The sequence below is a fragment of the Saccharopolyspora thermophila genome (genome assembly GCF_014646075.1).
Classification (GTDB): Bacteria; Actinomycetota; Actinomycetes; order Mycobacteriales; family Pseudonocardiaceae; genus Saccharopolyspora; species Saccharopolyspora thermophila.
Map to the genome: position 1 here is coordinate 1 of NZ_BMMT01000003.1, position 26,096 is coordinate 26,096.

Below are 26,096 nucleotides of genomic sequence, written 5' to 3' on the forward strand. Positions count from 1 at the left end.
GAAAACCATCAAGTCACCGGTTTTCAACGCACGCAAGCGATATTAACTTCATCAAAGTGCTGTCATTTTTCGGGCTCGCCCACTCTACCACTCACCCGTGGGAGCTTGGTTCGCGACCCCGCCGTCAGCCCCGGCCCGGATTTCCCGGCCCGCGTCGCGCTGACGGGGAATAATCTACACACCCCCGAAACACCCCCTGAAAGCACCCCCCTTCAACGACAAAGCGCCAGGTCAGGGGGCAGTTCGAGGCCGAAGAGAACCGCCAGCTCGGTGACCGTCGAATCGACGTCCCGATGGTGCACGCCGACCATTCCCGCGTCCACCGCTCCGGCCACATTGTGGTGGAGGTCGTCCACGAAGACGCACTGCCGCGCGTGCAGCCCCAACCGGCGAGCGGCCAGCACGTAGATCTCACGGTCCGGCTTGGCGACCCCCACCGCACCGGAGAGCACGACGGCGTCGAACACGTCCGCGACCGCCGGGTCGGGCAATCTGGCGGCGTTGGACACCACCGCGATGCCGATCCCGCTCCGGCGGACGTGGCGGGCCACCTCGAGCAGCGGTGGCACGCCCGTCGACGCGTGGCCCGGATCGTCCAGCACTCCGGCGTAGTCGAGCAGCAGTCCCTTGAGCTCCACCGCTGCACGGTCTCACACGATCCGGCGTTTCCGGGGCGGAACGTGACCGGAATCCGGCACCGAGTTCCTCAGTACAGCTGGGAGAAATCCGGAGGTGCCATGACCGCAGTCCTGTCCGTCGAAACACCCGTCGCCCACCGCCCCGAGGAGTGCAGCGCGGTAGCCATCGCCACCGCGCTCGCCGAGGAGCTCTTCCCCGTTGTGGCCGGCCGCGCCCCGGTACACCGGGTGCGCGACCACGTCACCGCAGCGGTGGCCGGGAAACTGCTGTCCGCACGGGCGTGGACAGCACAGGGCCCGGACTTCCGGCTGCGATCCGTGCACGCGTGTCCGGTCACCGACTACGCGGTGGAAGCCTGCGTGATCATCGGGACGCAGGACCGGGTCCGGGCCCTTGTGTTGCGGCTGGAGCAGGACTGCGGGCGCTGGATCTGCACCCGGCTGTCCCCGGTCTGATCAGCGCCTGCGCTGCTTCTTCGCCTCGGCGCGAGCGGCCGCACGGCGCTCGCGCCGACTACCACTGCGGGCCGCCGGGCCCGCGGGGTCGCTGGTGGTCTGCACGTCGCCGGTCTCGGTCGGCCCCGAGTAGTTGAGCCCCTGCTGGCGCGGCGCGTCCAGGCCCCTGCCGCGCAGCGCGCTCGGAACCTGGTCGCCGGCGGCGCCAGGTGCCGCGGCGAGCTGGCTCAACGCGGGGCCGGCCGATGCGGGCCTGCGGCGCTTTGGCTGCGGCGTCTGCGGCACGTCCGGCGTGCCGGTGCTGACCTGGCTGACCGACACCGGAACGGACGGCTCCTCCGGCGCGGGCTGCGGCTCGGCGGCCTCCACCTGGACGTTGAACAGGAAGCCGACCGACTCCTCCTTCAACGCCTCGAGCATCGCCCCGAACATGTCGAAGCCCTCGCGGCGGTACTCGATCAGCGGGTCACGCTGCGCCATCGCCCGCAGGCCGATGCCCTCCTTGAGGTAGTCCATCTCGTAGAGGTGTTCGCGCCACTTGCGGTCCAGGACGCTGAGCACCACGCGGCGCTCCAGCTCCCGCATCGCACCCTTGCCGACCTTGGCGTCGACCTCGGCCTCCCGCCGGGCGTAGGCCGCGCGGGCGTCCTCCAGGATCACCTCCAGCAGGCGCTCCCTGGTCAGGTCCTCCTCGTCCTCGACGAGCTGCTCCCAGCTGATCGACACCGGGTACAGCGTCTTGAGCGCGGTCCAGAGCTTCTCGAAGTCCCAGTCCTCGGCGTAGCCCTCGGCGGTCTCCGCGTCGACGTAGGCGGTCACCACGTCACTGAGCATGTGCATGACCTGCTCGTGCAGGTCCTCGCCCTCCAGCACGCGGCGGCGCTCGTTGTAGATGACGGTCCGCTGCTGGTTCATGACCTCGTCGTACTTGAGGACGTTCTTGCGGATCTCCATGTTCTGCTGCTCGACCTGGGTCTGCGCGCTGCGGATCGCGCGGCTGACCATCTTGTGCTCGATCGGCACGTCGTCGGGCACCCTGAGCCGCGTCATCACGGTCTCGACCATGGCCGCGTTGAACCGCCGCATGAGCTCGTCGCCCAGCGACAGGTAGAAGCGGGACTCGCCGGGGTCGCCCTGGCGGCCGGAGCGGCCGCGCAGCTGGTTGTCGATGCGGCGGGACTCGTGGCGCTCGGTGCCGAGCACGTACAGGCCGCCGAGCGCACGGACCTCCTCGGCTTCGGCCTCCACCTGGGCCTTGATCTTCTCGACCACCGCGGGCCACTCGGCCTCGTACTCCTCGCGGTTCTCCACCGGGTCCAGGCCGCGGCGGCGCAGCTCGGCGTCGGCGAGGTAGTCGATGTTGCCGCCAAGCACGATGTCGGTCCCGCGGCCGGCCATGTTGGTGGCCACCGTGACCGCGCCCTTGCGCCCGGCCTCGGCGATGATCGCGGCCTCGCGCTGGTGGTTCTTGGCGTTGAGGACGTTGTGCGGGATACCCCGCTTGGTGAGCAGCTTGGACAGGTACTCGGAGCGCTCCACGCTGGTGGTGCCGACCAGCACCGGCTGGCCGGTGCGGTAGCGCTCCTCGATGTCGTCGGCGACCGCCTCGAACTTCGCCGGTTCGGTCTTGTACACCAGGTCGGGCTGGTCGACGCGGGCCATCGGCTCGTTGGTCGGGATCGGCACCACGCCGAGCTTGTAGGTGGTGTGGAACTCGGCCGCCTCGGTCTCGGCGGTACCGGTCATGCCGGCCAGCTTGTGGTAGAGGCGGAAGTAGTTCTGCAGCGTGATGGTGGCCAGCGTCTGGTTCTCGGCCTTGATCTCGACGCCTTCCTTGGCCTCGATGGCCTGGTGCATGCCCTCGTTGTAACGGCGTCCGGCGAGGATGCGGCCGGTGAACTCGTCGACGATCAGCACCTCGCCGTCGCGGACGATGTAGTCCTTGTCGCGCTTGTAGAGCTCCTTGGCCTTCAGCGCGTTGTTGAGGTAGCCGACCAGCGGGGTGTTGGCCGCCTCGTAGAGGTTGTCGATGCCGAGCTGGTCCTCGATGAGGGCGACGCCCTCCTCGGTGACGCCGATAGTGCGCTTGCGCTCGTCGACCTCGTAGTGCACGTCGCGCTGGAGCATCGGCGCGAGCCGGGCGAACTCCTGGTACCAGCGGGAGGACTGGTCGGCCGGGCCGGAGATGATCAGCGGGGTCCGGGCCTCGTCGATGAGGATGGAGTCGACCTCGTCGACGATGGCGAAGTGGTGCCCGCGCTGCACGCAGTCGGCCAGGCTCCACGCCATGTTGTCGCGCAGGTAGTCGAAGCCGAACTCGTTGTTGGTGCCGTAGGTGATGTCCGCGGCGTAGGCCCTGCGGCGCTGCTCCGGGGTCATGTCAGCGAGGATGGCGCCGACCTCCAAGCCGAGGAAGCGGTGCACACGGCCCATCCACTCGGCGTCGCGGCGGGCCAGGTAGTCGTTGACGGTGACGACGTGCACACCCTTGCCGGTGATCGCGTTGAGGTAGGCGGGCAGCACGCAGGTGAGGGTCTTGCCCTCACCGGTCTTCATCTCGGCGATGTTGCCGAGGTGCAGCGCGGCGCCGCCCATCAGCTGCACGTCGAAGTGGCGCTGGCCGAGGGTGCGCTTGGCACCTTCGCGGGCCACGGCGAATGCCTCCGGGAGCAGGTCGTCGAGCGATTCGCCGTCGGCGTGGCGGCGCTTGAACTCGTCGGTCCTGCCCCGCAGCTCGGCGTCGGACAGCCCGACGACGTCTGGTTCGAGCTCGTTGATGTGCGCTGCGATGTTGCGCAGACGCTTGAGCATCTTGCCCTCGCCGGCGCGGAGCAGTCGGGACAGGACCATCCGGTCGACCTCACTAGCTGATCGTGACGCGTCCGTCACGGACGCTTTGTGGCCATGGTATTAGAGCTGGTCGGGACGACGCGTCCGCCGGGCCGGTCCGTCCGGGCGACCCCGCACACGACTGTCCCCCGCGAACCACGGTACGCGGGGGACAACCGCTGAGGCTGGCTGTGGCGCAGACTCGCCCAGCCGGATTCATTCGTCCTACCGGGGCTCGGTCAACCTGATCACTCCGTAGTCGAATCCCTTCCTGCGGTAGACCACGCTCGGCTTACCTGTGTCGGCGTCGGCGAACAGGTAGAAGTCGTGCCCGACCAGTTCCATCTCGTAGAGGGCCTGGTCCACGGTCATCGGTTTGGCCGGGTGTTCCTTCTCGCGGACGATGCGGCCGGGCTCGTAGTAGCCGTTGTCCTCGGCCATCCGCTGTTCGGGCACCTCGGCGGCGTGCTCGTCAGCCGGTGCTTCCAGTAGCGCGGTCCGGGTCTCGCCGACGGCTCCACCCATCGCCACGGGGCGGCTGGCCATTGCTGCGGTCGCTTCCGCGACGGAAGTCGGGTTGTGCTGGCCGTAGTGCACCTTTCTACGGTCGTGCAGACGCCGGAGGCGGTTCTCCAGCTTGGTCGTGGCGGCATCGAGTGCGGCGTAGAAGTCGCCTGCGCATGCCTCTGCGCGGACCGGCGAGCCCTTGCCCACGAGGGTGATCTCAACTCGCTGGCAGTTCTTGGCCTGGCGCGGGTTCGGCTCGTGGAACAGCTCCACGTCGGCCCGGATGGCCTTCCTGTTGTACCGCTCGAGCCGGGTCAGCTTCGTGGTGACGTGGTTCCGGTAGTGTTCGGGAACCTCGACGTTGCGACCCTTGACGACGATGTCCATTCACGACCTCCGTTCCTTGCGTGCTCCGTAGTAGAGGTGTGCACGGGATGCGCCGGGAACGGCGATCAGCTCGGTTCCGGCGCCAGGGACATGGGTTTCGCTCCTCCCTCCGGGCCGGGGTTGGCTGGATTGAGTGGCACGTTAGCTTGCTTTACCGAGTTGTGACACCCCCCGAGTCGGGCGAAGTCAAGCAGCCACTGAGAGTGATTGGTGCCACCGAAGGAAGCAGGCGACGTGTGCTGAACACCGCGTTCGCGTTGCCACCACCGATCGGTTTTTCACCCGTTCGGGCGTACGGGGCGGTCGCTGCGCGAGGTCGGCACGGCACCGGTTCCTGCCTGCTCACCCCCCGGGAACGTGTGGTGGCGGACACGAGTTCCCGCGCCCGTTCGGGGCGTCGGGGTCCACCCGTTCGTCGCAGTCGGCCGTCGCCGTCAGGCTGAGCACCGCCGCGGCGCCCGAACCCACTGCCGCCAGCACCGCCAGGCTGCTCGCGGCCGTCGCCGCGGTGGTGATGACGTCGTCGACGAGCACGATCTGCGCGCCGCGGGGCGGAAACCGACCGGTCCGGGCGAGCACCCGACCAGACAGGTTGGCGACCCGTTCGACGGTGTCGAGCCCGGCCTGGTCGGCCGCGGTGGACGCGGTCACGAGGCAGTCCGCCACCGCGGTCGGCCAACCCGACGCCGTGAGCGCGGCCGCCGCGCGGTGCGCGATGCGGGTCATGTGCGCGCCGCCGCGGCGCCGGGCGGCGATCGCGCGGGACGGCGCGGGCACCAGCCACCACGAGCGGTCGAACCCGTGCAGGGCGGTGATCACGCGCAGCCCGGTCACCAGGTGCTCGGCGAGCGGGGCGGCGAGGTGCCGCTGGCCGGCTTCCTTGTAGGCCAGCACGGCGCGACGCGCGGCACCGCGGTACCGGCCCAGCGCGTAGACCGGCGGTTGCGGTCCCAGCAGTGGCCGTGCCACCCGGTGCAGGCCGCCCAGTTCGCGCGCGCAGTCCGCGCACCAGGCCGTGCCCGCGCGACGACAGCCCGCGCAGTGCAGCGGGAGCAGCAGGTCGACGAGTCCAGAGAGCCCTTCGGCAAGCCAGTGCATCGGTCCAGCATGGCCGGATTCACGTTGCGACTCACCGGAGCGTGTCGGGCCATCGTCCTCCTCGTCGGCGCGCGCCGCCGAACTCCCTAGCCAGGGAAGAACGGGAGGGAGTTGCCGCCGATGGGCACCTGGAGCAGGGCCCAGACGTCGTCGGTGTCGCGGGACTCCCACAGCCCGCTGTGGTCGGCGACGACCACCCGGCCGCCCGGGGCGACCGTGACGGCCCGCAGCGGCTGGCCGAGGTTCGCCGCCGTGTACTGCTTCCACCGGTAACCGTCGACGGACAGCTCGTAGACCGGTGTGGCGTTGCTGTCGGTGATGGCCACCAGCGTGTCGTTGCGCAACCACTCGACACCGGTGATCCGCACGTCGTGTGGGCTGGGCAGGATGGTCGGATGCCGCACCGCGACCCGGCCGTCCTGGTCGGACACCGCGGCCACCACCACCTGGCCGCCGACGACGGCCGCGATCCGGGTGCCGTCCCGTGACAGCCGCAGGTCGGTGACGGGGCTGCCCGCGGTCAGCTCCCGGGCGTCGACCCGTTGGGCCGACCAGCTGTTGCCGCTGACCAGTGCCCGGTACACCTCGCGGCCGTCCACCGCGGTCCACACCTCGTCCCGGCCGCGCCAGGTCGGTTTGGTCATGTCGACGCCCACCACGGGCAGTTCCGCCAGCTGCCCACCGTAGCGGCCGACGCGCAGCACCACGCCGCCGGGGCGGCGGGTGACGGCCGCGATCTGGCTGCCGTCGGGCGACTGCCCGGCGCGGACCACGTCGTACTCACCGGACCCGGCCGGACCGGGGACCGGCAGCGCGTTGCGGTCGAGGCTCACCAGGCGCTCGTCGACGACGGCGAGCCCCGGCAGGTCGGCGCGGGGCGCGTTGTCGGTCTCGTAGCTTGCCAGGTCGGTGGGCCGCAGGTCCTGCGCCTCCGGCAGCAGCGGCATGCCCTCCTCCTTGAGCCGCACCCGGGCGGTGCTGACGCTCTGCAGGGAGAACACCACCTGGGCGGCGATCAGGCGGCGGGTCTCGCGGGAGACGTCGCCGAGCTCGGTGAGGTTGACCTCCAGCGCGCCGTCACCGGCGGCCTCGCTGGTGTTGGTCTTGGGGTGCACGCCGGCAGGGATGGCGGTGCGCATCGCCGAGCCCGAACCTTCCGAGGGACCGGCGGTGAGCAGGTCGATGACCCGCCTGGGCAGGGTGCTCGCCGGTTGCGCCACCACGTAGCGCAGGTCGGGGACCACGCCGGTGGCGTCATGGTCCAGGAAGTAGATCGGGACCGCGCGGTACACGCGGTCGAAGGAGCCGCGGCTGACGACCAGTTCCGGCGGCGGGGTGGCGATACGCCACGCCCCGTCGGCCTGCCGCTCCACCCGCACCTGCGCCTGGTACTCGCCGCTCTCCGGCACGAAGGACGCGTCCGGCAGCAGCCGGCCCACCTTGTCGGCCTGCAGCGTCACCACCTGCACGCCGTCCGGCAGCGCCACCTGCTGCGGGGCGGGGATGGTGTCGACGTTGTCGACGATGAGCATGCTCGGCGCCGGGGACCAGTCGCGGCCCACCGCCGGGGCCAGGTGCAGCCGCGCCGACTCGTGGTTGTTCTCGGGCGCGGCCGCCGAGTCGACGAAGCTGCGCACCAGGGCGAGCGGGTCGGTGCCGACGGGCGGCGGGCTGATCGGGGTGCTCGGGTTGATCTCTCCGACGTTCTTGACGGCCTTGGGGACCGAGCTCTCGGGGATCGACGCGCAGGCCGACACCACCAGCAGCGCAACCACCAGGGACGCCACGAGCCGGGCGGGTCTGATCACGCGTCCTCCCAGGTCTGCTCGGACAGCCGGGCCGGTCCGCGGTCGCGGATCTCCGGTTCGGCCGGCTCGCCTTCCTGCGGCGGGTCGACGGGGGCGGCCAGCAGCGCTTCCGGCGCGGCGATGCGGCGGGTGCTCGCCAGCGGCAGCGGGCTGGTGTCGAATTCCCCACCGGGGTGCCGGGGCAGGGTGAGCCGGAAGCACGCGCCCTCCCCGGGTTCGCCCCAGGCGTCCAGGGTGCCGCCGTGCAGCCGGGCGTCCTCCAGGCTGATCGACAGGCCCAGCCCGGTGCCGCCGGTGCGCCGGTTTCGGGACGGGTCGGCGCGCCAGAAGCGGGTGAACACCAGCTCCGCCTCGCCGGCGCGCAGGCCGACGCCGTAGTCGCGGACGGTGACCGCGACGGCCTTGTCGTTGCCGCCGAACCGGATCTCCACCGGCCCGCCTTCGGCGTGGTCGATCGCGTTGGCCACCAGGTTGCGCATGATCCGCTCGACGCGGCGCGCGTCGGCGACGATGTTCAGGTCGGTCTCCGCGCCGGGCAGGAGGGTCCGCAGTTCCACGCCGCTGCTGTCGGCGATGGCGCGCAGCGACTCGATGGTGCGCGCCACGATCTCGGTGAGGTCCAGCGGTTCGGCGGCCAGGTCGGCGACGCCGGCGTCAAGGCGGGAGATCTCCAGCAGGTCGGCCAGCAGCAGTTCGAAGCGGTCCAGTTCGTCGACCAGCAGTTCGGTGGAGCGGGACAGGCCGGGCGGGAACTGCTCGCGGGAGGCGTGCAGCACGTCGGCGGCCATCCGCACGGTGGTCAGCGGGGTGCGCAGTTCGTGCGAGACGTCCGAGGTGAACCGGCGCTGCAGCTGCCCGAACTCCTCCAGCTGCGTGATCTGCTGCTTGAGGCTGTCGGCCATCTCGTTGAACGACTCGGCCAGGCGGGCCACGTCGTCCTCGCCGATGACGCGCATCCGCTTGTCCAGGTCGCCCTGGGCGAGCTGTTCGGCGATCTGCGCGGCCTGCCGCACCGGCCGGACGACCTGCCTGGTGACCAGGTTCGTGATGGCGCCCAGCAGCACCAGCAGGACGGCGCCGCCGAGCAGCAGGGTCTGCTGGACGACGGCGAGGGTGCGCTGTTCGGCGGTCAGCGGGAACAGCAGGTAGACCTGCAGCGGCCGGGTCGCGGTGCTCACGGGGGTGCCGACGGCGAGCATGGTGACGCGGCCGTTCTCGTTCTGCACCGTGGTGATCTTGGTGGTGAGCAGGCCGCGTTCCACGGACTGCCGCAGGTCCTGCGGCACCTCCTCGATGGGGCCCGCCGCCGGTTGCAGCCGCCTGTCACCCGGGGCGTGACCATCGACCAGCACCGGTTCGAAGGCCCCGGCCACCGTTTCGGTGGTGGACTGGCCGGAGGAGGTGGTGGTGAGCCGGTTCAGCGCGGCCTGCAGCTGTTCGGAGACGTTGTCGGCGTTGGGGTCGACCGCGGTCAGCTCGCGCTCCAGGATCGGTTGGCTGTACTCGACCTGCGCGATCGCCGCGTTCTCCTTGGCGGCCAGCAGCTGGTCGGTGATCTGCCACTGCAGCACCATGCCCAGCGCGCACACCACGGCCGTCGACAGCGCGAGCGTGCTGACCACGACCCGCAGCTGCATCGAGCGCCGCCACAGCGTTTCGAAGCGGCGCCACCGGCTGCGCAGCTCCTCACGGACACGAGCGACCAGCAGCCGCACCGCGCGGCCGCGACGTGTCCACATGCTCACGGCAACCGTCCCCCGGGGCCCCTCCACAACCACGACCCGACCAGCAACTGTGTCAGAAGCGCGGATCCGGGCACGCACCGGTCCGCGCGCTCACCGGCCGGGGCTCATCGGGGGACGGCCCGCGGCCCACCGGCCGCACGGGTCGGTTCCGGATCACGGCGGGCCCGCCTTGTAGCCGACGCCGCGGACGGTGAGCACCACCTCGGGGCGCTCCGGGTCGCGCTCGACCTTGGAGCGCAGCCGCTGCACGTGGACGTTGACCAGCCGGGTGTCGGCGGCATGCCGGTAGCCCCACACCTGCTCGAGCAGGACTTCGCGGGTGAACACCTGGCGCGGCTTGCGGGCCAGCGCCACCAGCAGGTCGAACTCCAGCGGGGTGAGCGCGATCGGCTGGCCGTCGCGGGTGACCTCGTGGCCGGGCACGTCGATGGTCACGTCGCCGATGGTGAGCACCTCGGCGGGTTCGGCGTCGGTGCGGCGCAGCCGGGCGCGCAGCCGGGCCACCAGCTCCTTCGGCTTGAACGGCTTGACCACGTAGTCGTCGGCGCCGGACTCCAGGCCGAGCACCACGTCCACGGTGTCGCTCTTGGCGGTCAGCATCACGATCGGCACGACGGACTCGGTGCGGATCGCCTTGCAGACGTCGATGCCGTTCATCCCGGGCAGCATCAGGTCGAGCAGGACGAGGTCGGGTTTGAGTTCCCGCAGGGCAGGCAGCGCCTTGGTGCCGTCGCTGACGACAGCGGTCTCGAATCCCTCTCCTCTGAGCACGATGGTCAGCATCTCGGCCAGGGCCGGGTCATCGTCCACCACGAGCACGCGTGCCTTCATGACCACCATGGTTGCACTTGTCACTCCGCTGCCGTGCATCCACCCGCTGATCGTCGCCGCAGGTCGCGCCGCAAAGACCGGTTCGGCACACCCGGTACCGCCGAATGGAGCAGCGATGTGCATTCCTGCTCGCGCCGAACCGCGGCAGCGGACACATCGGACTGTTTCGGCGCGTGTCCGCGCGGTCGCAGTCGGGAACGGCTAGCGCAGTACGTGGTCGTCCACGAGCGCCGCGAAGTCGACCTGGCCGACACCGTCCACCACGATCCACGGCGACCACCAGCCCAGGTCGGCCAGCTGCGCGTACACCTCGGCGCAGCGCTGCTGCAGCGGGACGTCCGACTCGAAGTTGTCGCGCTGCCGGTCCACTTCGGTCCGTTCCCGGTGCGCGGCGCGACTGGCCGCCACCTCGGTCGGCACCCGCAGCAGGATCTGCAGGTCCGGCCGCGGCAGCGCGAAGCGCGTCACCTCCAGGTCGTGGATCCAGGTGACGAAGTCGCCGCGGGCGTCCTGGTGGAGCCGGGCGGCGCCGTAGGCGGCGTTGGAGGCGACGTAGCGGTCGAGGAGCACCACGTCGTGCCCGGCCAGGTCGGCGCGCAGCGTGTCCGCCGCGCCGCGGCGGTCGAGCGCGTAGAGCACGGCCATGCCGTGCACCGAGGCGCCGAGGTCGCCGTGCCGACCGCGCAGCGCCTCGGCGACGAGTTCGGCGTGGATGTCCTCGGCGTAGCGCGGGAAGGCCGCGCGGGCCACGGAGCAGCCGCGGGTGGCGAGCTCGGCGGCGAGCCCGTCGGCGAGCGTCCGCTTGCCGGCGCCGTCCAGTCCTTCGATGACGATGAGCCGTCCCACGCCGACGACGTTAGCCGAGCAGCTCCGGGGGCCGGCTGAGGAGGCTCCCCACTCGGCTTCCGGGGCATTCGAGCCCGACTGCCCGCCAACGTTTCGCACCGAACCCATGACGCGGCGTAGCGCGGGCGATCACAATCGGACCGGTAGCGCTCGCCAGATGTCGATCGCCGGTGGAGAATCGACCACCGGCGTCGATGATCAATGACCCACCCAGGAGGCTCCAGTGCAGGTACCCGGGCCCGACACCCGCGTGGTCGAGCTGCGGGTGCACGGCATCCTCGGCACCACCGGCGACGAACTGACGGACGCGGTGGCCTCGGTGGACGTCGCCGGGGACGGCGTCGGGCGCATCGTGCGACCGGCCGACCGGCTACGCAGACCGGTGCCCGGGCCGATGTTGTCGGCCGGGGACCGCTCGGTGCCGCGGATCGTGGAGGGCTACGTCTGGGGCAACATGACCTCGGGTGGGCCGGCGAAGGCAACCTGGGCGCTGCTGTTCCCGTTCGCGCTGGCCAACATGGCGCACTGGATGCTGCCACCGGCGAGCATGAGCAACCCGGTCAGCCGCGCCCTGTCCGCGGTCCTGCGCGGGCTGCTGCGGCTTGCCGCGCTGCTGCTGACGATGCTGTTCGTCGCGCAGCTGACCGTGGTGAGCCTCGACCTGGTCGCCGCGCAGTGCCTGCAGCCCGGCACGCCGTGCATGGACTTCGTCCCCGAGGCGCTGCGCGGTCTCGACCTGGTGCGGGCGACGATCGCGCTGCTGCCGATCGCGCTGGTCGTGCTGCTGATGCACCGGCTGTCCACTGTGTCCTGGCAGGTGTCGGCGCCGAAGACCGACGAACCGCGGCACTCGGCGCGCGCCCCGATGCTGCCCGGCGCGAACGTGGTGTCCGATCCGGACACCCCGGCGCTGCGCGCGCTGCACGTCACCGCGGCACTGTCCACTGCGGCCATCCTGGTGCTCGGCGGTCCGTTCGCCGTCTCGCTCGACCCGCGGTGGCTGGTGGCCGCCGGGCTGCTCGCCATTGCGCTGGCCGGCACCGTGGCACTCGACGACCCGGCCGGGATGCGGCTCGACGGCCGGGAACGAATGCTGCGCACCATGCTCGGCCGCGCGCCCCGGCGCGTGCTGATGACCGCGGCGTCCGTGCTGCTGGCGTCCGTGGCGCTGCTGCCCGGACCGCTGGCCGGTCCGCTGCCCGGCTCCGGCAGCACGATCGACGCGATCACCGGCGCGATGGTGATCACCTGCGTGGCGGTGGCCGTGCTGCTCGTGCCCGCCGCGCTGCTCGCCAGGCCGGGCTGGAAGTCGTGCCCGCGCCCGCTGCGCCCCTGGGCCGGTGGCTGGATGAGCGCACCGGTGCTGATGCTGGCGTGCATGCTCGGCAGCGGGTTCGGCGCGGGTCTCGCGCTGAGCGTGCGCGAGGCGCTCAACACCCCGGTCGAGCTGCGGCTGCCCACCGCCTACGACGACGTGACGGTCTTCTGGGGCGCCACCGCGGTGCTCATGGTCATCGCCGCGGCGGTCGCCGTCCCGTGGGTGCTGGTGCGGCGCTGGCGCGACGAGCGCCACGACAACGACGACATCCCCGACGAGGTCGCCCTGCTGCACGCCGGGCGCAAGCAGGACCAGCACGCCGCGGCCAACGCCTGGAAGTGGGCGGACCTGCAGCGCCGCTACGCGCATTACGTGCTGCTGGTGATCGCCGGGGTGCTGACGGTCAGCACCGCGATCACGCTGGTCGCGCGGGTGGCCGGGATGCCCGCCTGGACGGGGGCGCCCTGGCTGGTCGGCGTCGGCGTCGCCGCGCTGGCGACGCTGGCCGTCGGGTTGCTGCGGATGGTGCACCTGGCGGCCACCCGGCGCGACAACGCGCGCTACCTCGGCGTCCTGTGCGACCTCGCGCTGTTCTGGCCGCGCGAGGCGCACCCGGTGGTGCCGCCGTGCTACGCGCTCAAGGTCATTCCGGAGCTGGCCGACCGGGCCGCCGAGCACCTCACCGACCCGAACACCCGGGTCGTGCTGGTCGGGCACAGCCAGGGCAGCCTGCTCGCCGCCGTCGCCACCGCCCGCCTGCTGGAGTCGCTGCCGGAAGCCGATCGCGAGCGGGTCGGCCTGGTGACCGCGGGCTCGCAGCTGCAGTGGGCCTACCCGCGGGCGTTCCCCGGCGTGGTGCCGCACGCCGCGCTGCGCGATCTCGCCGGGGCGCTGGGCGGCCGCTGGCGCTCGCTGTGCCGGGGCACCGATCCGCTCGGCGGCGCGGTGTCGACGTGGAACCGGCAGGTTTACGGCGGGATGCTGATCGGCGTCGGCTTCCGCGCGGACGGCACCGAGGGACCGCTGCCCGCCGCCACCCGCGGCCCCACCGGGGCCCTCGTGCTCGGCAGCGACCACTGGCTGCCCGACCCGCAGCGCGGGCCGTTCTCCTGCCGCCGCTGGGTTCCGGGCGTGCTCGCGCACACCGACTACAGCGGCGACCCGGAGTGGGACCGCGCGGTGGCCATGGCCGCGGGCCTGGAGACGCCGGTGCGCGGCGCCGGGCTCCCGTCGACCGCCCACCGGGTGCCGAGCGCGCCGCCCACCCCGCACCTGCACGCGCAGGGCGGGGACGGCGGTTCGCTGACCGAGAGCATCGAGGAGCTGGCCCAGCAGCCGGCGGAGCCGGAACCGGAACCGGCGCGGGCCAAGCCCGCGGAGCGGGAGCGCAGCGCACCGCGTCAGCAGGGCGCGAAGCCCCGCTCGGAGCCGTCGGTGTTGCCGGAGATCACCGAACCCCGCGGGCGGACGGCACCGTGGGAGCGCGCCATGGCGCTGCGCGCCTCCGAGCACTGACCCCCGACACGCGGCGGGCGGGGTTGCCTCACCCACCCTCGCGGACACGAAGAGGCAAGCGAAGAATTTTTACCGGCAATACAGGGAACGGAAAAATCTTGACCGAACGCACGGGTTGACGCCTGGGGCTTCCCAGGTTCGCCTGAGATTGGGGGCTCACCCGGGCCTGGGGGCTCACCTTCCGGCATATTTCGGCGGGAAAAACGGACGGCGTCGCCCCGATTGGGACGACGCCGCCTGGTGAACGTCATCAGCGATCAGTCGGCGCCGCGGGGCACCTCGCCACCCGACTCGACCTCCGCCGCCTGCGCCTGGCCCAGGCGCGAGTGCCGGCGGCCGTACAGGAAGTAGATGACCACGCCCGCAACCATCCAGACCACGAACCGCACCCAGGTCAGCGCGGTCAGGTTCAGCATCAGCCACAGGCAGGCCAGAAGCGCCAGAATCGGCACCACCGGCACCAGCGGCGCGCGGAAGCCGCGCGGCAGGTCGGGCCGGGTCCTGCGGAGCACGATCACGCCGAGCGACACGAGCACGAACGCGAACAGCGTGCCGACGTTGACCATCTCCTCCAGCTTGTCCGCCGGGAAGAAGCCCGCCGCCACGACCACGACCGCGCCGACCAGCACCGTCGCCCGCACCGGGGTGCCGTGCTTCGGATCGGTCCTGGCGAGGCCGCGCGGCACCAGGCCGTCGCGGGACATCGCGAACAGCACGCGGGTCTGGCCCAGCAGCAGCACCATGACGACCGTGGTGAGACCGGCGAGCGCGCCCACCGCGATGATCGCCGCCGCCCACGTGACGCCGTGCTGCGCGAACGCGGTGGCCAGCGTCGAGCGGGTGCCGTCCTCCTGGGTGGCCAGGTCGGTGTAGGGCACCATGCCGGTGACCACCAGCGCGACCGCGACGTAGAGCACCGTGACGATCGCCAGGCTGCCCAGGATGCCGCGCGGGGCGTCCCGCTGTGGGTTGCGGGTCTCCTCCGCGGTGGTGGCGACGATGTCGAAGCCGATGAACGCGAAGAACACCAGCGACGCCGCGGCCAGCAGACCGAACACGCCGTAGGTGCTGGTCTCACCGCCGAGGATCAGCGACAGCAGCGACTGCTCGATCTTCGGGCTGTCCTCGGTGGCCGGCTGCGCCGGCGGGATGAACGGCGAGTAGTTCGAGGCGTTGACGTAGGCCAGGCCCACCACGATGACCAGCAGCACCACGGCCACCTTGATCAGCGTGATCACCAGGCTGACCCGCGCGGACAGCTTCGTGCCCAGCGCCAGCAGCGTGCTCAGCACCACCACCAGCAGCACCGCTCCCCAGTCGAACTGCAACGGGCCCAGTGGCAGCACCGTCTTCACCTGCACGCCGATCAGCTCGAGCACCTGCTCCAGGTACACCGACCAGCCCTTGCCGACGGCGGCCGCGGCGACGGCGAACTCCAGGATCAGGTCCCAGCCGATGATCCAGGCGATGAACTCGCCGAACGTCGCGTACGAGTAGGTGTACGCGCTGCCCGCGACGGGCACGGTGGAGGCAAACTCGGCGTAGCACAACGCGGCCAGGCCGCACGCGATCGCGGCGAGCACGAACGCCAGCGACACCGACGGGCCCGAGACGTCACCCGCGGTGCGTGCGGCGAGCGTGAAGATGCCGGCACCGATCACCACCGACACCCCGAAGACGATCAGGTCCCAGGTGCCGAGATTCTTTCGTAGTTTGGTATCCGGCTCGTCGGTATCCAAGATGGATTGCTCGACCGACTTGGTTCGCCACAGCCCAGAGCCTGGCACTGTCGCCTCCCTCATTGATCCCAAATGGTGGGTCACACCCTAGGAGAGTGCGCGGAATGGCTTGCGTAGCGTGCGGGTAGCCCGCGAACGCTGACTGTCCGCGTCGCGAACGACACCGATCGTCAGCGCCTCCACCTCCACTCCGCGCGGACTCTAGCGCGGCAATGCCTCGTCCGGAACTCGCGGACTTGAGTTCGCCACACAATTCGTTAACGCCTCGTGATGCGAACCGGTGGCTCAGGAGGCCGCCGCGCGGCTGCGGTCCAGGTCCGGTTCCAGGTAGATCAGCCGCGCCGCGGGCACCTTGTCCCTGATCCGTGCCTCGGCGGCGTCGATCTCGGCGGCCACCTCCGGTACCGACAGCGACGACACGAGACCGATCTTGGCGGCCACCAGCAGCTCGTCCGGCCCCAGGTACTGGGTGCGGATGTGGATGACCTTCTCCACCCGCTCCGACGCCCCCAGCTCGGCGATGATCTCGTCGAGCACCTCGCGGTTCGCGCCCTCGCCGATCAGCAGGCTCTTGGTCTCCACGATCAGCACCACGGCGATCGCGCCGAGCAGCAGGCCGATGCAGACGGTGCCGATCCCGTCGAACACGGGGTTGCCGGTCAGCACCGTGAGCCCGACACCGCCGAGCGCCAGCACCAGGCCGATCAGGGCCCCCAGGTCCTCCAGCAGCACCACGGGCAGCTCGGGTGTCTTGGCCTGCCGGATGAACTGCCACCACGTCAGCGGGCCCTTGAGCGTCCGGGACTCCCTGATCGCGGTGACGAAGCTGAACGTCTCCAGCCCGGTGGCGATCAGCAGGATCACCACCGCCACCCACGCCGACTCCAGCGGCTCGGCGTGCTGGATCTTGTGCACGCCCTCGTACACCGCGAACACCGAACCGAGGGTGAACAGCAGCAACGCCACCACGAACGAGTAGAAGTAGCGGTCTCTGCCGTAGCCGAACGGGTGCTCCTCGGTGGGCTTGCGCTGCGAGGTCTTCTTGCCGAGCAGCAGCAGCCCCTGGTTGGAGGTGTCGGCCACCGAGTGCACCGCCTCGGCGAGCATCGACGAGGACCCGGTGAACAGAAACCCCCCGAACTTCGCCACGGCGATGCCCGCGTTGGCGGCCAGTGCGGCAAGGATCGCCTTGGTCCCGCCTCCTGCTGACACGATGTCTCTCCCGATTGCGTGTGGGGTCCGGGCGGTGCCCGGCTCGACGTCGCCGAGGAATCTACCCGCTGCGCGACGCCAGCGTGGCCCGAAGGGCGGAACGGAGTACTCGCGTCGGAAGGCAGCGGTGCGGGACGGCCCGCCCGCCGCGCGGCCGCCGACCTCGTGTCATCACCGGGTCAGAACACACCCGCGGCGGCCCGGAACACCTGGGCGGTGCCGTCCTCGAGTTCCACCGGCTGCACCGACACGGCCGGGTCGGAGGCGGCCAGCCACACCGACTGGCCGCGCGGCAGCAGCAGTTCGCGGGGCAGTGAGCCGTTGCCCTGGTGGCGGCTGACCAACCGGACGCTTCCCTTGGTGCACAACAGGATCTGTGGCCCGGGCGAGTCGAGGTGGACGGTGCCGGACTCGGCCGGCGTCCAGTCCAATCTGGACAGTTCGAACTCGTCGGCCGGGGTGCGGTAGGCGGTCAGGTTCGCGTCCAGCGACTCCCCTTTGAGCACCCGCATGTCCCCGCAGGCGAAGTCCAGCACCCGCAGCAGCTCGGGCACGTCCACGTGCTTCGGGGTCAATCCGCAGCGCAGGATGTTGTCGGAGTTCGCCAGGATCTCGATGCCGGTGCCGTGCAGGTAGGCGTGCAGGTTCCCGGCCGGCAGGAAGATCGCCTCGCCGGGCTGGAGCACCAGCCGGTTCAGCAGCAGGCTGGCCAGCACCCCCGCGTCGTGCGGATAGGTCTCGCCGAGCTCCAGCACCGTCCGGCACTCCAGGGAGAACTCGCCGTGCCCGCGCACGTGCTCGACGCACGCCTCCAGCAGTTCCGGCAGGATCTCGCGCAGGTAGTGCTCGGGCAACGTGATCCACGTCGTGAACAGCGCGCGCAACCCGGCGGCGTCCGGTTGCGCGGCCAGCAGTTCACGGTGCGCGCGCAGACTGGGCACCGCCAGCTCGTCCAACAGGCGCACGGTGCGCTGCGCCTCGCGGAAACCGGCCAGCGCGTGGAACTCGGTCAGCGCGCAGATCAGCTCCGGTTTCGCCGTCGGGTCCGGGTAGTTGCGGTTCGGGGCGTTGCGGGCGATGCCCGCCGCCTCCTCCCGCGCGAAGCCCTCCGCGGCCTGCTCCGCCGACGGGTGCGCCTGCAGGCTCAGCGGCTCGTCGGCGGCGAGCACCTTCATCAGGAACGGCAACCGGCTGCCCCAGCGGCGAACACACGCATCGCCCAGGTGGTGCGCGGGATCGGCGTCGAGCAACGACAGCAGCGACACCTCCTCGCCGTCCGACCGCACTACCCGGGACGGGTCCCCGGGATGCGCGCCCATCCACAGCTCTGCCTCGGGGTGCGGGGTGGGGACGGGGCGGCCGAGCAGATCAGCGATAGCGGTACGCGAGCCCCACGCGTAGGGGCGCACCGCGTTCCGCAGTAGCTCCACAGTCGTTCTCGCTTCCTCGTGTTGCGCCTGCTCGTCCGACGCCCAGCACAGCACAGCGCACCTGCCCCGTGGGCGGCATCGGGAGTATTCCCGGAACTTTCCCTCAGTGCACCGCCAGCGCGGGCCAGCCGGGGCCGTTCACCGTCCCGGTGGCCAACCCCAGGTAGACGGCGGCCAGGTCGAACCGGGTGGCCAGTGCCGCGGAGCGCAACACCGCGTCGGCGCGCACCGAGTCGCCGGGCGCGACGATGTCTGCTCCGGGCAGATCGCGCGCCGCGGCCCGTTCGTGGAGCTCGCCCCGTTCGTCGTGCCGGGTGGTGACCAGGAACACGCGCATCGGCGCCCCGGGGGTGTCCTCGGGGTCGGCGAAGATGTCCGACTCCGTACCCACCGCCGCGGCGGCCCGGTGCAGCGCCCACTCGGTGACCGCCTGCGAGTAGTCGGCGACGTCGCAGGCCACCCCGGCGTGGCAGCCGAGGGCGAACGCGCCGTGCAGCGCCACCGCCGTGGACACCGGGTCGATGCCCCACAACAGCGGGGCGCGGTCAGCCAACCGCAGCGCCAGCGACTTCGCGGGGTTGGTCAGCGACTCGTGCCCCGGGTGGGCGCGTTCGGCTTCCTTGTCCATCTCGTCGGCGAGCTGGTCGGCGTCGAAGTCCAGCAGGCCGAGGGCCTTGAGCGTGCACAGTCCGACCGTCAGGGCGTGCGCGAACGACAGCGCCGGCGGCACCGGGATGCGCGGCGGCAGCACCCTGGCGCGCCCCGCGCCGGCCGCCGCGACCGGCCCGTCCGCCGGGACCGCGAGCACGACCGTCGCGCCGCGGCGGCAGGCCACCGACACCGACTCGGCCAGCACCGCGTCACCGACGTCGTCGGTGTGCGCGAACACCACGTCCAGCGCACCGATCCACGCGGGCACGACGTCGGAGATCACCACCGGGACCGGGCAGCGCGGCCCGGCCAGCGCGGCCAACAGTCGACACACGGCCGGGCCCACACCCGGGCGGGCCAGCAGCACCAGCGCGCGCGGCCGGCCGTCGGCGAGGTCAGCCAGCCCCACCTCGGCCGCGGTCTCCACCGCGGCGCGGACCTGCGCCCCGGCCAGCGCGGCGGCGCGCAACAGCCCGCCGGTGTCCACGTCGGCCAACCGGGCCGGGTCGTCGAACAGGCTGTCGTCCAGCACGGTGCCTCACCCCTCCCCGGCCGTGCCGGGGTCCGGTCCCCCCACGGCCTCGTCCAGCAGCAGCACCGGAATTCCGTCCCGCACCGGGAAGGCGCGGCCGCAGGAGGTGCAGGTCAGGTAGTCGGCCTGCGCGTCGTCGCCCAGCCCCGGGCGCAGCGGCGCGTGCTGCGGGCACGGGCAAGCCAGGATCTCCAGCAACTCGGATTGCAGGTCAACGGCCACTTTTCCTCCCAAACTCGCGCACCGACCCGGCGGATACGCACTCGGCCGTCGCGGCGGCGCCGGCACTTCACCCGCGGACGACCGCGAGCACCTCGTCCCGCAGCGCGGCCATGGCCTCAGTGTCCCTCGCCTCCACGTTGAGCCGGAGCAGCGGTTCGGTGTTGGACGGGCGCAGGTTGAACCAGGAACCGTCCCCCAGCTCCACGGTAAGCCCGTCGAGCTCGTCGACACGAGCGCCGTTGCGGTGGCCGAAAGCCTCGGCGACGGCCCGCATCCGCTCCCGCTGGTCGTCGACGGTCGAGTTGATCTCGCCGGAGGCGACGTAGCGCGAGTAGTCGGCCATCAGGTGCGACAGGGGCCTGTCCTGCCCGCCGAGCGCGGCCAGCACGTGCAGCGCGGCCAGCATGCCGGAGTCGGCACGCCAGAAGTCACGGAAGTAGTAGTGCGCCGAGTGCTCGCCGCCGAAGATCGCCCCGGTCTCGGCCATCGTCTGCTTGATGAACGAGTGGCCGACGCGGGTGCGCACCGGCTTGCCGCCGTGCTCGGCGACGATCTCGGGCACCGCTCTGGAGGTGATGAGGTTGTGGATGATCGTCGCACCGGGCTCCTTGGCCAGCTCGCGCACGGCGACCAGCGCGGTGATCGCGCTCGGCGAGACCGGTTCGGCCCGCTCGTCGACCACGAAGCAGCGGTCGGCGTCGCCGTCGAACGCGAGCCCGGCGTCCGCGCCCATCTCGCGGACCTTGGCCTGCAGGTCCACCAGGTTCGCCGGGTCCAGCGGGTTCGCCTCGTGGTTGGGGAACGTGCCGTCCAGCTCGAAGTACATCGGGACCAGCTCGATCGGCAGGTCCGCGAACACGGTGGGCACGGTGTGCCCGCCCATCCCGTTGCCCGCGTCGACGACGACCTTCAGCGGACGGATGCCGCGCAGGTCGACGAGTTCACGCAGGAAGGCGGAGTACTCGGCGACCATCTCCCGCTGGGTGGCGGTGCCCTTCGCGCCCAGGAACTCCGGCACCCCGTGCGCGACCAGCTCCTGGATCTCCGACAGGCCGCTGTCCTGGCCGACGGGCGCCGCTCCGGCGCGGCAGAGCTTGATGCCGTTGTAGCGGGCCGGGTTGTGGCTGGCGGTGAACATCGCGCCGGGCAGGTCGAGCCGCCCGGACGCGAAGTACAGCATGTCCGTGCTGGCCAGCCCGATGTTGATCACATCGACGCCCTGGCCGGTGACGCCTTCGGCGAACGCGGCGGCCAACCCGGGCGAGGACTCCCGCATGTCGTGCCCGACAACCACGGCCGGACCCCCGACCAACCGGGTGAACGCGGCGCCGATCTCCCGCGCCACGTCGACGTCGAGCCCTTCCCCGACCACCCCGCGGATGTCGTACGCCTTGACGATCCCCGACAGGTCCCGCACGTGCACCCTCCCAAATCGCGTCCCCACGACGTGGTCAGAAGCCTACCGGCGATCGACGTCGTGGTGGCGTCCGCTGGGACGCGGAGGAGCTGTTCGTCACGATGTGTTCAATCGTCGATCGGATCGGGCAACGCCCGCAGGTGCCCGCGGCGGCTGCCGCCCGGTCCGAAGTTCGGCGGCTCGACCGGCCGGTCCGGTCGACCGGCCTCCCGGACCGCCTCGGCGAGCGCCGTCAGGTCGTCGTCGGACGGTCGCGGCGGCGTGAACTCACCTTCGTGGCGCACGACCTCCCAGCCCTTGGGCACGGTCAGCCGCAGCGCGTGCGCCTCACACAGGTCGTAGCTGTGTGGTTCGGCGTACGTGGCCAGGGGACCGACCACCGCGGTGGAGTCCGCGTAGGCATAAGTGAGCGTGGCGACTGCCGGGTTGGTACACCCGGTCCGCGAGCACCGCCTCACGCTCCGCACGAACAGCACGATAGCGCCCCCGATCCGGCGCGCGCCGCAGGCACGCGGAAACCGGTGCCCGGGGACCCCGGAACCCCTGGTTCCGGCCGTTCTGCTGATCGCGAACCCACCGGTGCGGCGAGCCACCGTGAAATCCCCCCGACGCTTGTCCCGGCGGGGGGTGCTGAGGGCGTACCCTCGGCCCGTGGTGACCGCACGTGGATCTCGGCGTCGAAGCCGCTTCCGGCGGGACCGGCGCGGCCGCGGCCTGCGTGGACCGCTGTACCCATCCTCCGTGCCGGTGTCGCGTAGCCGCTCGCAGCGGTTCGACGCCCTGGTTCTGGAGGCTCTCGAACCGATCGAGCAGCGCTGGCACGCGGAGCTGACGCAGCTGGATGTGGCGGTCGACGAGGTGCCGGAGATCAGCAGCACCACACCGGACAAGCTGGTGTGGGACGACGACGTTGTGGTCGACGCCAACGTGCCACTCGCGCGGCTGGTCCCGGCCGGCGTCGACCGGCGCGGCCTGCCCACGCGCGCCCGCATCGTGCTGTATCGGCGGCCGCTGGAGGCGCGCGCCCGCGACGGCACGGACATGGCGGACCTGCTGCACGACGTGCTGGTCGAGCAGGTCGCCGCCTACCTGGGCCTGGACCCGGACGTCATCGAGGGGCAGTGAGCGCCCGCACCAGCGCGTCCAGCGCCGCCGGGTGGGAGCGTTCGGGCGGCGGCCACCCGACGGGGGCACCCGGGCGGCGGTGACGTGCGGCGCAGGCCCCGGCGACCGCTCACGCCGGCGCGGCGCGGCGGCGCCCCGGAAGCGCGGCGACCAGTGTGAAGAGCACCGCACCGGCCTGCACGGCGAGCAACGCCGTGCGCGGCACCTCCGTGTAGCCGACCCGCACCTCGGCGGCATGCTCCGGCAGCGGGATCGCCACCTGGTGGCCCCAGGCGGTGGCCAGCGGGACCGTACGGCCGTCGATCCGCGCGTACCAGCCGGGTTCGTTCTCCGCGCCCAGCACCAGCGCCCGCCCGGCACCGCCTTCGGACACCCGGACGGTGACCTGCGGCAGGTCGGCCGCCACCACGAGCGGCCGGGCCTGCGGGGTCGGTGCCGGTTCGGTGCGGGCCTGCCGCGCGAGGTCGGGGCCGAGCAGCTCGACCGGGCTGGTCGGCAGCAGCACCCGCAGGACGCGCCGCCCGTCGGGCAGCCTGCCGTGCTCGGCGACGAGGTCACCGGCGAGTTCGGGCAGCCGCGACGCGTCGGGGACGGCGAGGAACGCCACTCCCCGAGCGGCAGCCGCCGCCAGCGCCCCGCGCGCCCGTGCCGGATCGGCGGCCTGCAGGTCGTCGTCCACGCGGCGCAGCCAGGGCACGGCCGTGCCGACCGGGGCGAGGTCGTCGTCGCCGAACCGCGGACCGGTGCGGTCGACGAGCCGCGCGGGCTGCGGGCCGGGATCCAGCACCAGCAGCGGGCCCGGCAGGTCCGTGGCGACGTCCCGGCCGGTGCGCAGCGGGCCGCTGATCATCGCGACCGCGCTCGCCGCGGCCAGCACGACCACCCCCACCGACACGAGGGAGCGGGGCAGCCTGGCCTGGTGCGTCTCCACCGCGATCCACGCGCACCCCGCGGCGACGAGCACCAGGGGCCCGCCCGTCCAGCCGGTGGTGCGCACCCCGCCGCTGATGGGTTCCGCCGCGACCACGTCCACCAGAACCGCCAGCACCAGGCCGGCCACCGCGACGACCGCTCCGGGCACCATCCGGCGGGTGCGGCCCAGCACGACCGCGAGCACCGCGGCGACGACGAACAGCGCACCGGCCAGGCTCGCCGGCGACCCGTCCGGACTCAGCGCCAGCACCCACGCCCCCGCCGGTTCCTCCACGGCCCGGGCGCCCGGGCCGTGGAGCAGGATCTCGGGGTGCTGCAACCACACCACCGGCCACGGCAGGAGGCACGCCACGGACAGCAGCACCACCGCGGCCAGCCCGGCCACCCGGCGGAGACCGCGCGCCTCCCGATCGGGCAGCACCACGAAGGCGACCAGCGCCAACGCGATCAGCGCGAGGTGCGCCAGCGGCGCGAAAGCCCCGAGCACCGCCAGGCCGAGCGCCGTCAGGCACGCCGTGGGCAACCACTGCCCCACCGGCCGCGCGACGACGGCCCCGATCCCGGCGATCAGCGGCGGCACCAGGATGTGCGCGGCCACCACGTCGAGCCGCCCCTGCCCGGCGGACACCGAAGCCGCGGGCAGCAGCGCGTACGCCCCGGCCGCCACGGCGCGGCGTACCCGGGAAACGGGCAGCGAGCGTGTCGCGGCGTACGCGCTGACACCGGCCAACGGGGCGCCGAACAGCACCAGCCCGGCAGCCACCGCGGACGGTCCACCCAGGACAGCACCCAGCACCGCGAGCACCAGCAACGACGGCGAGGCGGGCGAACCCGTGCCGCCGCCGACCGGGTGCCACGCGGCCAGGTAGTCGTGCCACGTCGTTTCCAGGTCCGCCACCGGCAGCAGCCGCCCGCCGTGCAGGCCCGCCCCGAACCGCCCCGCGATGAGGCCGTTGACCAGTGCGAACAAGATCAGGACGGCGGTGAGCACCACCGGTGGGGCCGACAGCACCCGCAGCACCCGGCGCCGCGGTGCGAATCCGGCTGCGGAGGTCGTCGCCTGCCCCACTCCCAGTCGCGCCAGCACTTTCGGCAACCACGCCGCGGCGCCCCGACGCACCACCACCGCCAGCACCGGCGCGGTCGCGACCACACTGCCCTCCCCCGGACCTGATCCACTCACCGCTGCACGCTAGTGCACCAGAAGGGGAAGGATGCTCGCCTGAATCGGGCGTGACCGCAGTGAAAAACTTGCCGGATGCGCGGTCGACGGCCGTTCGGCCCAGCGGCATGACGTCCAATGGACGCGAAGGTGCGTCACACGGCGCGGCGCTTGAGCTTGCGACGCTCCCGTTCGGACAGTCCACCCCAGATGCCGAAGCGTTCGTCGTGCTGCAGCGCATACTCCAGGCATTCCGAGCGCACCTCGCAGCCGGCGCAGATCCGCTTCGCCTCCCGCGTCGAGCCGCCCTTCTCCGGGAAGAACGCCTCCGGGTCGGTCTGCGCGCACAGCGCGCGCTCCTGCCACTCCTGCTCGTCGTCGCCCAGCTCGAACAGCTCGGCCAGCACGTCGAGTTCCGCCACGGAAGCGTCCCCACGCTCCGCGAGACGGCTGTCCCCTGGTTCCCACATCGTTTGTTTCCCCCGATTTCTCCCGTTCCCGCCGGCCCTCCCCAGGGCCGGAACAGGACGCACTCCTGCTCGCAGGTCGGCCGGTCCCGGTCCGGGACCTCGCACTCCGACGGCGGCGCCGCCGTCGCCGACCACCAGCGCCGCCCCCTCTCACCGCCGGCGGCACGGCGATCGACCGGTGCCCGACCGGGTCTCCCGCTCCCGGTCGGTCGCTGCGCGACCGTCAACGCCAGACGATCGTTTCAGCGACGAATGACACTGCTGTGATTACACCCGTGTAGCTCCTCGCGGTCAAGCGGAGACCATCCGTAGGGGGACATCCCCACCCTGGGCCGCGAGTGCCACCGGGTGGGCGCTTTCGGCGCAGCACCGGTAGTCCGTCCGACCGCACCGGCGTCCCAAGATCATGGATACCACCCCTTGGTCAACACCGCCGGTCTCGCGTTCGTGGACACTGGTGCCGTGCAGAACACCACGGCGCGCGTGAGCCCCCTGTTCCTCGGCCTGGTCGCCCTGACCGTGCTGGGTGGCGTGCTGTCCACCTTCGACGGCGACGGTCTCCGGGTCACCGGCATCGTGCTGCTCGTGCTCGGCGGCTGGGCGACCTCGCTGTGCCTGCACGAGTTCGGCCACGCCGTGACGGCCTACCGCGGCGGCGACCTCGCGGTCCGCGCGAAGGGCTACCTGACGCTGGACCCCCGCCGCTACACCGACCCGGTGCTCAGCATCGTGCTGCCGCTGATCTTCGTGGCGCTGGGCGGCATCCCGCTGCCGGGTGGCGCGGTGTGGATCAACCACCACGCGCTGCGCACCCGGCGTATCGAGTCGATGGTGTCGCTGGCCGGCCCCCTGACGAACCTGGTGCTGGGCATGCTGATCGCCGCGGCGGTGCAGCTGGTGCCGATGCCGCTGGGGCTGTCGTCCGGGCTGTCCTACCTGGCGTTCCTGCAGGTGATCGCGTTCGTACTGAACATCCTGCCGATCCCGGGTTTGGACGGGTACGGGGCGATCGAGCCGTGGCTGTCCGGCCCGGCGCGCCGGTTCGGCGAGCAGGCCCGCCCGTGGGCGCCGCTGGCGCTGTTCGTGCTGCTGATCGGGGTGCCGCTGGTCGGGCGGGTGTTCTTCGAGCTCGCCTACGTCGTCTTCGGCCTCGTCGGCGGCGACACGGTGCTGACCTACCTGGGCCAGAGCGCGTTCCGCAGCATCTTCGGTTTCCTGTGACGAA

At 71.9% G+C, this 26,096-nt stretch carries 20 protein-coding genes and 2 pseudogenes; 4 read left to right on the forward strand and 18 right to left on the reverse strand.

Features of this window, described 5'->3' with window-relative positions:
- Positions 1-212: 212 nt before the first annotated feature.
- Positions 213-638, reverse strand: coding sequence for an HAD-IA family hydrolase (locus IEY17_RS06125; RefSeq protein WP_188986317.1), 426 nt, complete (start codon positions 636-638; stop codon positions 213-215).
- Positions 639-737: 99 nt separating this feature from the next.
- On the opposite strand from IEY17_RS06125, the gene IEY17_RS06130 reads away from it, so the two are divergent.
- On the forward strand, positions 738-1,094 hold the full coding sequence (locus tag IEY17_RS06130; RefSeq protein ID WP_188986318.1) for an Rv3235 family protein: 357 nt from the start codon (positions 738-740) through the stop codon (positions 1,092-1,094).
- Here the strand turns inward: IEY17_RS06130 and IEY17_RS26025 are convergent.
- From IEY17_RS26025 to IEY17_RS06165, 8 genes and pseudogenes are all read right to left on the reverse strand, one after another.
- Positions 1,095-1,349 (reverse strand): annotated as a pseudogene (locus tag IEY17_RS26025) (hypothetical protein); the annotation flags it as partial.
- Between the two features lie 50 nt (positions 1,350-1,399).
- Positions 1,400-3,944, reverse strand: a pseudogene (gene secA, locus IEY17_RS06135) (preprotein translocase subunit SecA); the annotation flags it as partial.
- Positions 3,945-4,148: 204 nt separating this feature from the next.
- Complete coding sequence (hpf, locus tag IEY17_RS06140; RefSeq protein WP_188986320.1) at positions 4,149-4,817, reverse strand: ribosome hibernation-promoting factor, HPF/YfiA family; 669 nt, start codon at positions 4,815-4,817, stop codon at positions 4,149-4,151.
- A gap of 342 nt (positions 4,818-5,159) precedes the next feature.
- On the reverse strand, positions 5,160-5,915 hold the full coding sequence (locus tag IEY17_RS06145) for a ComF family protein (RefSeq protein WP_229679884.1): 756 nt from the start codon (positions 5,913-5,915) through the stop codon (positions 5,160-5,162).
- Positions 5,916-6,001: 86 nt separating this feature from the next.
- Positions 6,002-7,723 carry an LpqB family beta-propeller domain-containing protein gene (locus tag IEY17_RS06150; RefSeq protein WP_229679885.1) on the reverse strand — a complete coding sequence of 574 codons (1,722 nt, stop codon included), beginning with the start codon at positions 7,721-7,723 and terminating at the stop codon, positions 6,002-6,004.
- A complete protein-coding gene (mtrB, locus tag IEY17_RS06155; protein ID WP_188986592.1) occupies positions 7,720-9,462 on the reverse strand; it encodes an MtrAB system histidine kinase MtrB in 1,743 nt (580 codons plus the stop codon). The genes IEY17_RS06150 and mtrB overlap by 4 nt, the downstream gene beginning before the upstream one ends.
- A 159-nt stretch (positions 9,463-9,621) precedes the next feature.
- The gene (mtrA, locus tag IEY17_RS06160; RefSeq protein WP_093160527.1) at positions 9,622-10,299 is read right to left on the reverse strand and encodes an MtrAB system response regulator MtrA; all 678 of its coding nucleotides are present in this window, start codon (positions 10,297-10,299) and stop codon (positions 9,622-9,624) included.
- Between the two features lie 201 nt (positions 10,300-10,500).
- The gene (locus IEY17_RS06165; protein WP_188986321.1) at positions 10,501-11,145 is read right to left on the reverse strand and encodes a dTMP kinase; all 645 of its coding nucleotides are present in this window, start codon (positions 11,143-11,145) and stop codon (positions 10,501-10,503) included.
- A 223-nt stretch (positions 11,146-11,368) separates the two neighbouring features.
- Here IEY17_RS06165 and IEY17_RS06170 point away from each other — a divergent pair, with 223 nt between their 5' ends.
- Positions 11,369-13,978, forward strand: a complete 2,610-nt coding sequence (locus IEY17_RS06170; protein WP_188986322.1) for a hypothetical protein — start codon at positions 11,369-11,371, stop codon at positions 13,976-13,978.
- 257 nt (positions 13,979-14,235) lie between these two features.
- On the opposite strand, the gene IEY17_RS06175 is transcribed toward IEY17_RS06170, so the two are convergent.
- The 7 genes from IEY17_RS06175 to IEY17_RS06205 form a co-directional block, all read right to left on the reverse strand.
- Positions 14,236-15,765 (reverse strand): amino acid permease, encoded by a 1,530-nt coding sequence (locus IEY17_RS06175; RefSeq protein WP_188986323.1) that lies wholly within the window; start codon positions 15,763-15,765, stop codon positions 14,236-14,238.
- Between the two features lie 237 nt (positions 15,766-16,002).
- Complete coding sequence (locus IEY17_RS06180; RefSeq protein WP_188986324.1) at positions 16,003-16,929, reverse strand: cation diffusion facilitator family transporter; 927 nt, start codon at positions 16,927-16,929, stop codon at positions 16,003-16,005.
- A 179-nt stretch (positions 16,930-17,108) separates the two neighbouring features.
- Positions 17,109-18,359 (reverse strand): mannose-6-phosphate isomerase, class I, encoded by a 1,251-nt coding sequence (gene manA, locus IEY17_RS06185; RefSeq protein WP_188986325.1) that lies wholly within the window; start codon positions 18,357-18,359, stop codon positions 17,109-17,111.
- Between the two features lie 103 nt (positions 18,360-18,462).
- Positions 18,463-19,542: an SIS domain-containing protein gene (locus tag IEY17_RS06190; RefSeq protein WP_188986326.1), complete on the reverse strand. Its 1,080-nt coding sequence runs from the start codon at positions 19,540-19,542 to the stop codon at positions 18,463-18,465.
- A gap of 6 nt (positions 19,543-19,548) precedes the next feature.
- The gene (locus IEY17_RS06195) at positions 19,549-19,764 is read right to left on the reverse strand and encodes a Trm112 family protein (protein ID WP_188986327.1); all 216 of its coding nucleotides are present in this window, start codon (positions 19,762-19,764) and stop codon (positions 19,549-19,551) included.
- A gap of 67 nt (positions 19,765-19,831) precedes the next feature.
- A complete protein-coding gene (locus tag IEY17_RS06200) occupies positions 19,832-21,181 on the reverse strand; it encodes a phosphomannomutase/phosphoglucomutase (RefSeq protein WP_188986328.1) in 1,350 nt (449 codons plus the stop codon).
- 107 nt (positions 21,182-21,288) lie between these two features.
- Positions 21,289-21,648 (reverse strand): DUF3499 domain-containing protein, encoded by a 360-nt coding sequence (locus IEY17_RS06205; RefSeq protein WP_188986329.1) that lies wholly within the window; start codon positions 21,646-21,648, stop codon positions 21,289-21,291.
- A gap of 184 nt (positions 21,649-21,832) precedes the next feature.
- Here IEY17_RS06205 and IEY17_RS06210 point away from each other — a divergent pair, with 184 nt between their 5' ends.
- Positions 21,833-22,306 (forward strand): metallopeptidase family protein, encoded by a 474-nt coding sequence (locus tag IEY17_RS06210; protein WP_188986330.1) that lies wholly within the window; start codon positions 21,833-21,835, stop codon positions 22,304-22,306.
- Between the two features lie 109 nt (positions 22,307-22,415).
- Here IEY17_RS06210 and IEY17_RS06215 read toward each other — a convergent pair whose 3' ends face one another.
- Both IEY17_RS06215 and IEY17_RS06220 read right to left on the reverse strand, forming a co-directional pair.
- Positions 22,416-24,422, reverse strand: a complete 2,007-nt coding sequence (locus IEY17_RS06215) for a hypothetical protein (protein WP_188986331.1) — start codon at positions 24,420-24,422, stop codon at positions 22,416-22,418.
- Positions 24,423-24,556: 134 nt separating this feature from the next.
- Positions 24,557-24,871 (reverse strand): WhiB family transcriptional regulator, encoded by a 315-nt coding sequence (locus IEY17_RS06220; protein WP_229679886.1) that lies wholly within the window; start codon positions 24,869-24,871, stop codon positions 24,557-24,559.
- Positions 24,872-25,333: 462 nt separating this feature from the next.
- Between IEY17_RS06220 and IEY17_RS06225 the strand changes: the two genes are divergently transcribed.
- Complete coding sequence (locus IEY17_RS06225; protein ID WP_188986333.1) at positions 25,334-26,092, forward strand: site-2 protease family protein; 759 nt, start codon at positions 25,334-25,336, stop codon at positions 26,090-26,092.
- Positions 26,093-26,096 lie beyond the last annotated feature (4 nt).